The sequence below is a fragment of the Roseibium album genome, from assembly GCF_001404515.1.
In the GTDB taxonomy this organism is placed as follows: Bacteria; Pseudomonadota; Alphaproteobacteria; order Rhizobiales; family Stappiaceae; genus Roseibium; species Roseibium album.
Window position 1 is genome coordinate 85928 of sequence record NZ_CXWE01000014.1, and the last position, 6623, is coordinate 92550.

Annotated in this window: 4 protein-coding genes; all 4 read right to left on the minus strand. The window is 55.3% G+C overall.

Features of this window, described 5'->3' with window-relative positions:
* Nucleotides 1-64: 64 nt before the first annotated feature.
* Complete coding sequence (locus tag LA5095_RS30020) at nucleotides 65-1189, minus strand: ABC transporter permease (RefSeq protein WP_055391646.1); 1125 nt, start codon at nucleotides 1187-1189, stop codon at nucleotides 65-67.
* Nucleotide 1190: 1 nt separating this feature from the next.
* Nucleotides 1191-3887: a ribosome-associated ATPase/putative transporter RbbA gene (gene rbbA / locus LA5095_RS30025; protein WP_055391647.1), complete on the minus strand. Its 2697-nt coding sequence runs from the start codon at nucleotides 3885-3887 to the stop codon at nucleotides 1191-1193.
* Complete coding sequence (locus LA5095_RS30030) at nucleotides 3884-4879, minus strand: HlyD family secretion protein (RefSeq protein ID WP_055391648.1); 996 nt, start codon at nucleotides 4877-4879, stop codon at nucleotides 3884-3886. The genes rbbA and LA5095_RS30030 overlap by 4 nt, the downstream gene beginning before the upstream one ends.
* 746 nt (nucleotides 4880-5625) lie before the next feature.
* A complete protein-coding gene (locus tag LA5095_RS30040) occupies nucleotides 5626-6546 on the minus strand; it encodes a quinone oxidoreductase family protein (RefSeq protein ID WP_055391650.1) in 921 nt (306 codons plus the stop codon).
* Between the last annotated feature and the right edge of the window lie 77 nt (nucleotides 6547-6623).

Consider the following 6623-nt stretch of genomic DNA (forward strand, 5'->3'; position numbering starts at 1 on the left):
CTTTTTTGATCCGCATGCAGCACAACCTGTACCCATTTCAAACAAACTTGGTCCAGAAAGGTGCCTAGCGGTCCTGCGTGATTGATCGACGAAAAGTAAGAAGGCTGAACAAAAGCAGCGCAACGCCGAGCAAGGCGATCCACAAGAACTCAGGCCAGACGGTTTCCAGGCCCGCGCCCTTGTAGACGACAGCCTGACTGAATGCGATGAAATGGCGCGACGGCAGAATGACAGTGACTGATTGTAACCAATCCGGTTGGCTTTCAACGGGTGTCTCGCCGCCCGACAGCATTAGCATGGGCAATACCGTCAGCATAACCAGCAGAGCAAACTGCGCCATCGAACGTGCCAGAGTGGCAATGAATACACCGAGTGCTGTGGCCGTAAACAGAAACACCGCGGTGCCGGTCAGGAAAAGAACCTTCGAGCCGACGATGGTGACACCGAGAAAACCCTCCAGCACAAACGTTATCGAGAGCGACGCAGCAACAAGAACCACGGCCGCATTCGCCCAAATCTTGGCGGCAGCTATGTCGAATGGAGCTATTGGCATTGCGAGCAGGTGCTCAATGGTTCCATGTTCTCGCTCGCGGATCATGGCGGCCCCCGTCAGGATTGTCGTCAGCCACATGATCTGGCCGATGATCGAAACAACACCTGCAAATTGCACGGTGTCACGATTGGGGTTGAAGGCACTGTGAATAACAAGGTCGATCAGCGACCTTCGGGCAAGATCCGCGCCCGAGGCGAATTTCTGAATCTCCGCGCTCAAGATATTTGTGATGTAGTTTGATCCAATTCCAGCCTGTTCCATTGCCGTGGCGTCGATCAATATCTGAATTTCCGGCGTACGTGCTGCTCGCACATCCTGTTCAAAGCCGGGCGGTATCGACACAACGAACAGAAACCGGCCTGCATCCATCTGACTTGAACCTGTTCCCGGCTCGATCTGGACTACGGGTTGGAATTCAGGTGGAAAGAATGCAGCAGCAAGCGTGCGCGACAATGGGGAATTGTCCTCATCTGCGAAGGCAATGGATGCATTGTTTACGGACGTCGACACGCCTGTCGCCTCCATTACCGGCGCAAGTGTGAAGGAGTATAAGAGAAGCGCCATCATGACCCAGTCGCGCCTCAGGCTCACCATTTCCTTCAGACCCAGCCAGAAGATTATTTGCACTCTCCGCATCTTATCGCTCCTGCTGACGCAGCAAGATCACCGCCAAAAGCGTGAACAAGGGACCGAAACACGCAAGCGCCAAGACATCAGGCAGCAGCGCCTCCCAACCGAGCCCTTTGGTGAAGGCACCCACATTGAGGTGCAGGAAATAAGAAGACGGCCACAAAGAACCGATCGTTTTTGAAACGCCGTCAAGGGTCGATACGGGTTGAAGCAATCCCGAGAACTGGATTGTGGGAACGACCGATGCGATGGTTGTCGCAAAAACGGCGGCAACCTGACTTGAGGTCAGAGTTGCGACCAACAGCCCAAACGAAGTTGCGGCCCAGATATAGAGTAGTCCGCCAATGGCAAGCGGCAACGGGTCGCCCTTGAGAGGCACGTCGAAAACCAGAACCGTCATGGCCGCGAGAAGAAGAAAATTGGCGAACCCTATGACGATGTAGGGGGTTTGTTTTCCCACTAGGAACTCGAGGCGTGTTGTCGGCGTCACATAGAAGTTCGTGACCGAACCAAGCTCTCGCTCACGGGCAACGCTGACGGCAGCGAGTATGGCCGGCAGCATGATCAGCAGGATAGCCGGAATACCCGGTGCCATTGAGGCAATGCTTTCAAAACTCTGGTTATACCGAAAACGTAGTTCCAGCCGTGCAGGCGGGTCAGATGTCAGCCCCAGGCCGGACGCGTAAGTGTCCAAAAAGTCTTGATGCAGCCCGTTGACATAGCCTTCCACCGTCTCTCCCTTGAAAGGGATCGCGCCGTCGACCGTTACCATGACCTCAGTTGGTTCTCGCGCCTTGATTTTCCGGCCGAAATCGGGTGGCAGCTCAAGCACGAAAGACACGTCACCTTCGCGCAACCGGCGATTGCCTTCCTCGACTGTCGAAAGCGGATCCGTCGGCACGAAGTAACGCGATCCTTCGATTTCGGCAATGTAGGCGCGGCTTTCCGGCCCTTTGGAATAATCAAGGACGGCGAACTTCAGATCCTCGATATCGAGCGAGATGCCAAAGCAGAAGACTAGCATAAGGAATGCTGATCCAACGAATGCAAAAGCAAGACGCACGGGGTCGCGAAGCACTTCGATGCTCTCGCGCAAGGCATAGGCGGAACTCCTCTGGATAAATCCTTCTGCAGACCTGTTCGCACTTTGGGGCGGAATTTCTGGAGCAATGACAGGTGACGGCGGCTCGGCGGTTTTCAGTGCCTTCACAAACGCCTCTTCCAGGGTTTCGGCTGCCGCAGCTTCGGTCAGTTCAGCCGGTGAACCAATTGCCAGCACCTTGCCGGCATGCATGAGCGAGACCCGGTCACACTTTTCTGCCTCAGTCATGAAATGCGTCGAGACGAAAATGGTAACGCTGTCCTGTCGCGAAAGCTCGAACAAAAGCCTCCAGAAATCATCGCGCGCCTCAGGGTCGACACCTGATGTCGGTTCGTCGAGAATAAGCACACGAGGCCGGTGTATTACCGCGACCGCAAGAGACAAACGCTGTTTGATGCCAAGAGGCAAAGCGTTGGCAAGCTCATCGAGGTGTTCCGCGAGCCCGAAGCGGCGGGTTAATGCGGAAATGCGTGCTTCCTTGTCGGAGAGTTCGAAAATTCGCGCGTGAAGCCAGAGGTTCTGGCGCACCGTCAGTTCTCCGTAAAGAGAGAAAGCCTGGCTCATGTAGCCGGTCAGGCGCCGCGCTTCGCGATCGCGTGCATCTACCGGCTTGCCAAACAGAAGTGCCTTGCCGGCAGTCGCAGGGAGCAAGCCTGTGAGCATTTTCATCGTGGTCGACTTGCCACAACCGTTCGAACCGAGAAAACCGAAAATTTCACCACGATGGATTGTGAAATCAACGTTATCAACGGCCGTAAAGTCACCGAAACGACGCGTCAAACCCTCCGCAACAATGACCGGTTCGTTATCGTCGTTCCATTCAAACGTTCTGGTGGTTGCGGTCAGATCGGATTGGCCACTTTGCAGCAGGCTGCGATAAGCGGTTTCCAGGTTGTTCGAGCCGCCCCGGAGACTGGCCGGGCTGCCGTCAAACAGTATCCGGCCCGCATCCATGGCAACGATCTCGTCAAATTGCTCGGCCTCATCCATGTAAGCGGTGGAAACCAGCAAACTAAGCTGCGGGCTTTGAATGCGGATCGCGGAAATCAACTCCCAGAATTGTTGCCGCGACAATGGGTCGACACCGGTCGTCGGTTCATCCAGCACGAGCAATTGCGGATCGTGGATCAACGCACAACAAAGGCCCAGCTTTTGCTTCATGCCGCCTGAGAGCTTTCCCATCAATCGGTCTGAAAATGGGGCGAGACCTGTCGCTGAAAGGAGGGGGGCTATTCGCGCCTCACGTTCGGTCGCATCCTGGCCGAAAAGACGGGAGAAAAATTCAAGGTTTTCCCGAACGGAAAGTTCAGAATAGAGGTTCCGGCCCAGCCCTTGCGGCATGAACGCAATTGCCGGACATATGTTTCGACGGTGCGATGGATCGGACATCTTGCCACCGAGAACACTGACTTCTCCGGTCTGCAGTGCCTTGGCTCCAGTCACTAAACCAAGCAAAGTCGATTTTCCAACGCCATCAGGCCCGATCAATCCCACAAGACGTCCTGCCGGCAGCTCAAGCGTTACATCGTCAAGCGCCGTTTTTTTGCGATATCGGTGAGTGACCCCCACGATACGGATTGGGTTGGCTGCCGCCGATTTCATTCGAACAACTCTGGCGGGATCCGGCGATTGAGACTTTCTGGCCAGGGGGCATCGGCGTCCACGCGGACAACGGCCACGCCGCGCAGCCCGGTCTTTACATGCTCAATTCGCCCCGCCACCAGCTCCGGAGGTATCCGAACGCGAACACGAAAGACAAGCTTTTCGCGCTCATCCAGCGTTTCCACCTGTTTCGGCGTGAACTGAGCCTCGGGTGATACAAAACTGACCGTCGCCGGTATCGCGTAATCAGGCAATACGTCGAGCACGATACGCGCCTCCGCACCAATCGGCAAAAGCCCGGCCTCGACAGCCGGTAGAAACACTTCCATGTAAATATTTTCTAGACTGAGCAACGTCAGGATCGGTCCGCCGGCGCTGACCACTTCACCCGGTTCCGCGAGACGATACAAAACACGTCCGGACATGCGGGCGCTGAGTTTGCTATCCTTGATCTGGGTGTCAATCCGGCGAACTTCGGCTGCGGCTGCAACGATCCGGCTTTCAGAGGTTTGCACCCGCGCCTTGGCCGCACCCAAAACGGCCTCGGCCACACGTAACGTGGTTTCGCGCTTTTCGAAAACCGATTCCGGCATATGCTCGCTTGCAAGCAGGGATTGAGCCCGCTCGTAGTCCTGCTCTGCCAAGCGCAACTCGCTTTGACGCTGCAAAACGAACGCTTCGGCTTCGGCCTTGGTTTGGCGCGCCAGTGCAACATCGGCCTTCGCATGGTCGAGAGCGGCTTCGAGTTCGTCTGTATCCATCTCGACCAGGACGGCGCCCATTTCCACGAGATCGCCTTCAGCCGCCAGTACCCTGTCAACACGGCCTGCGGATTTCGGCGCAATCTCGACCTGCTCGGCCTCGATCCGGCCGTTTCCCTGAAAGAAGCCCGCAGGCAACTGTTCGCGGCTATGCGAAATCCGAAAATAGGCAATGACAGCGCCTGAGATGGCAACCAGCACTGCAACAACTACGATGCGTGAAGCTTTCATATCTCCACCTCTTCAACCCGGATGCCAAACACCCTAGCTGACCAAGAGGCAAGTCGTTTTGCGCTGTGTCAAACCTCGGTGTGAACTGCCCCGAACCAACCAAAAATGGCGCTCGGTCCACTCAGGTGGCTTTCGTTTAGGTGGGGAAACAAATCTTCAGGGGTGCTGGTTCAAGTGTGTTTGCTCAAGAATCCGCCGCGTTCGAGGCACCAAATCCACTCTCAGAACAACGGTCTGCGAGACTTCAACGTTAAAAAGAAACAAGGTGTCGATACGTGGACCCATCGACGGTAGCGGTCCTTCGCTACCAATTTCAGCCAAGACGATCCAGCTTAATCAAGTATCACAACCCGGAGTGGATGAACTCAAGGTTCAAGCTCTGAATGAATCTTTCGACGAAGATTTCTTCAAAAGTGTGCTCTGGGCAATCCGATATCACTCCGATCGAGACGATCAGCTGTTTCAGAATTTCGCGACGCCAGAGTGCCAGGACCAGCTGTGCATAAAGGGCTTCACAAAACCATGACAAAGCTTGTGATCAGCCCTCTTAAACTGGAGACAAACTCAAAAATTCGCACTCAAATCGGACCAGTTTTAAGGGTCAAGACCAGGACCTTGGCTGCATTCACGGAACACCATCAGCAAACCACTGCAAGCAGATAGATCGCAGTTTCGTAAGTGCGACGGGCAACGACCCCATTCAGGCATGTCGCGACGCCACTCTTGGCTGGTGAGATCCTACATGGTCAGTCATAGACATAGGTAACCTTTCCGAACCGGTCACGGTCCGTGTAGGTCTTTTCGAAAAACACTTTTGGCGTGTCGACAACCGTGGTAGCCAACTGGTCAACCGCGAACCGTCCTGCCTCAGCGTCGTCAACGGCTGCCTGCAAGTCCTTGCGGAGACCGAGACAGTTCCCGATCAGCGAGATATTGAATACGAGCATGCTTCGCGTGAACTGCCCGACTTCCACAGTGTTCCCGAGCGGCTCCTTTCCGACAAGATGAGTGTGCTGGTCCGCTACCCCACAGGTCGTGTAACGGCTGCCGAATCCCATCAGGGCAAACAGACCCGGCATATAGACGTCACTGAAAGGATCGATCACGGCGTCAAAGGTACCCTTCTCTTTGACATGATCCCCGACAGGTCCGCTAACGCTCCATCCTGTATCGGATGGATCAGTCACAATCAGTTCGGAAAGGCCAAGCGCCTTCAGACGATCTGAGTGACGGTCGGACGTCGACAGACCAACGACCTCGACATTCCGGTGCTGAAGTGCCGCAATGACGAACAGCGAGGTATTCGACTTCGCACCTGTAACCAGAACCCGTTCTCCTGGCTGAATATTCAGTTTTCGAACCATGCTGTAAGCGGTCTGCCCACCGATTGAAAAACTCCCCGCCGCAGCATCTGAAAGACCGGTCGGAACCTTCATCAGTTTGGTGCGATGCAACACCTGGATTTCCCGGGAGCCCTGATTGGTTGGAATGCCGGGATTTACGCCGTTGACCGGTTGAAGGGACGAATAGTCATTGTCCGCGATGACCCGGTCTCCCGGAAACAGATCCGTCACGCCGGAGCCGACTGCGATCACTTCGCCGACAAAATCCGATGCAACAACGTAGTAGCCTTTCCGGCGCTCGGATGTTGCCGCGTTGAGAATCAACGCCCGGTCGCGGTAATTGCACTGTCCGTCGTCAGAGGTTTTGAGCAGATCGGCGGCCTAATCTAGTGGAGGCTCTG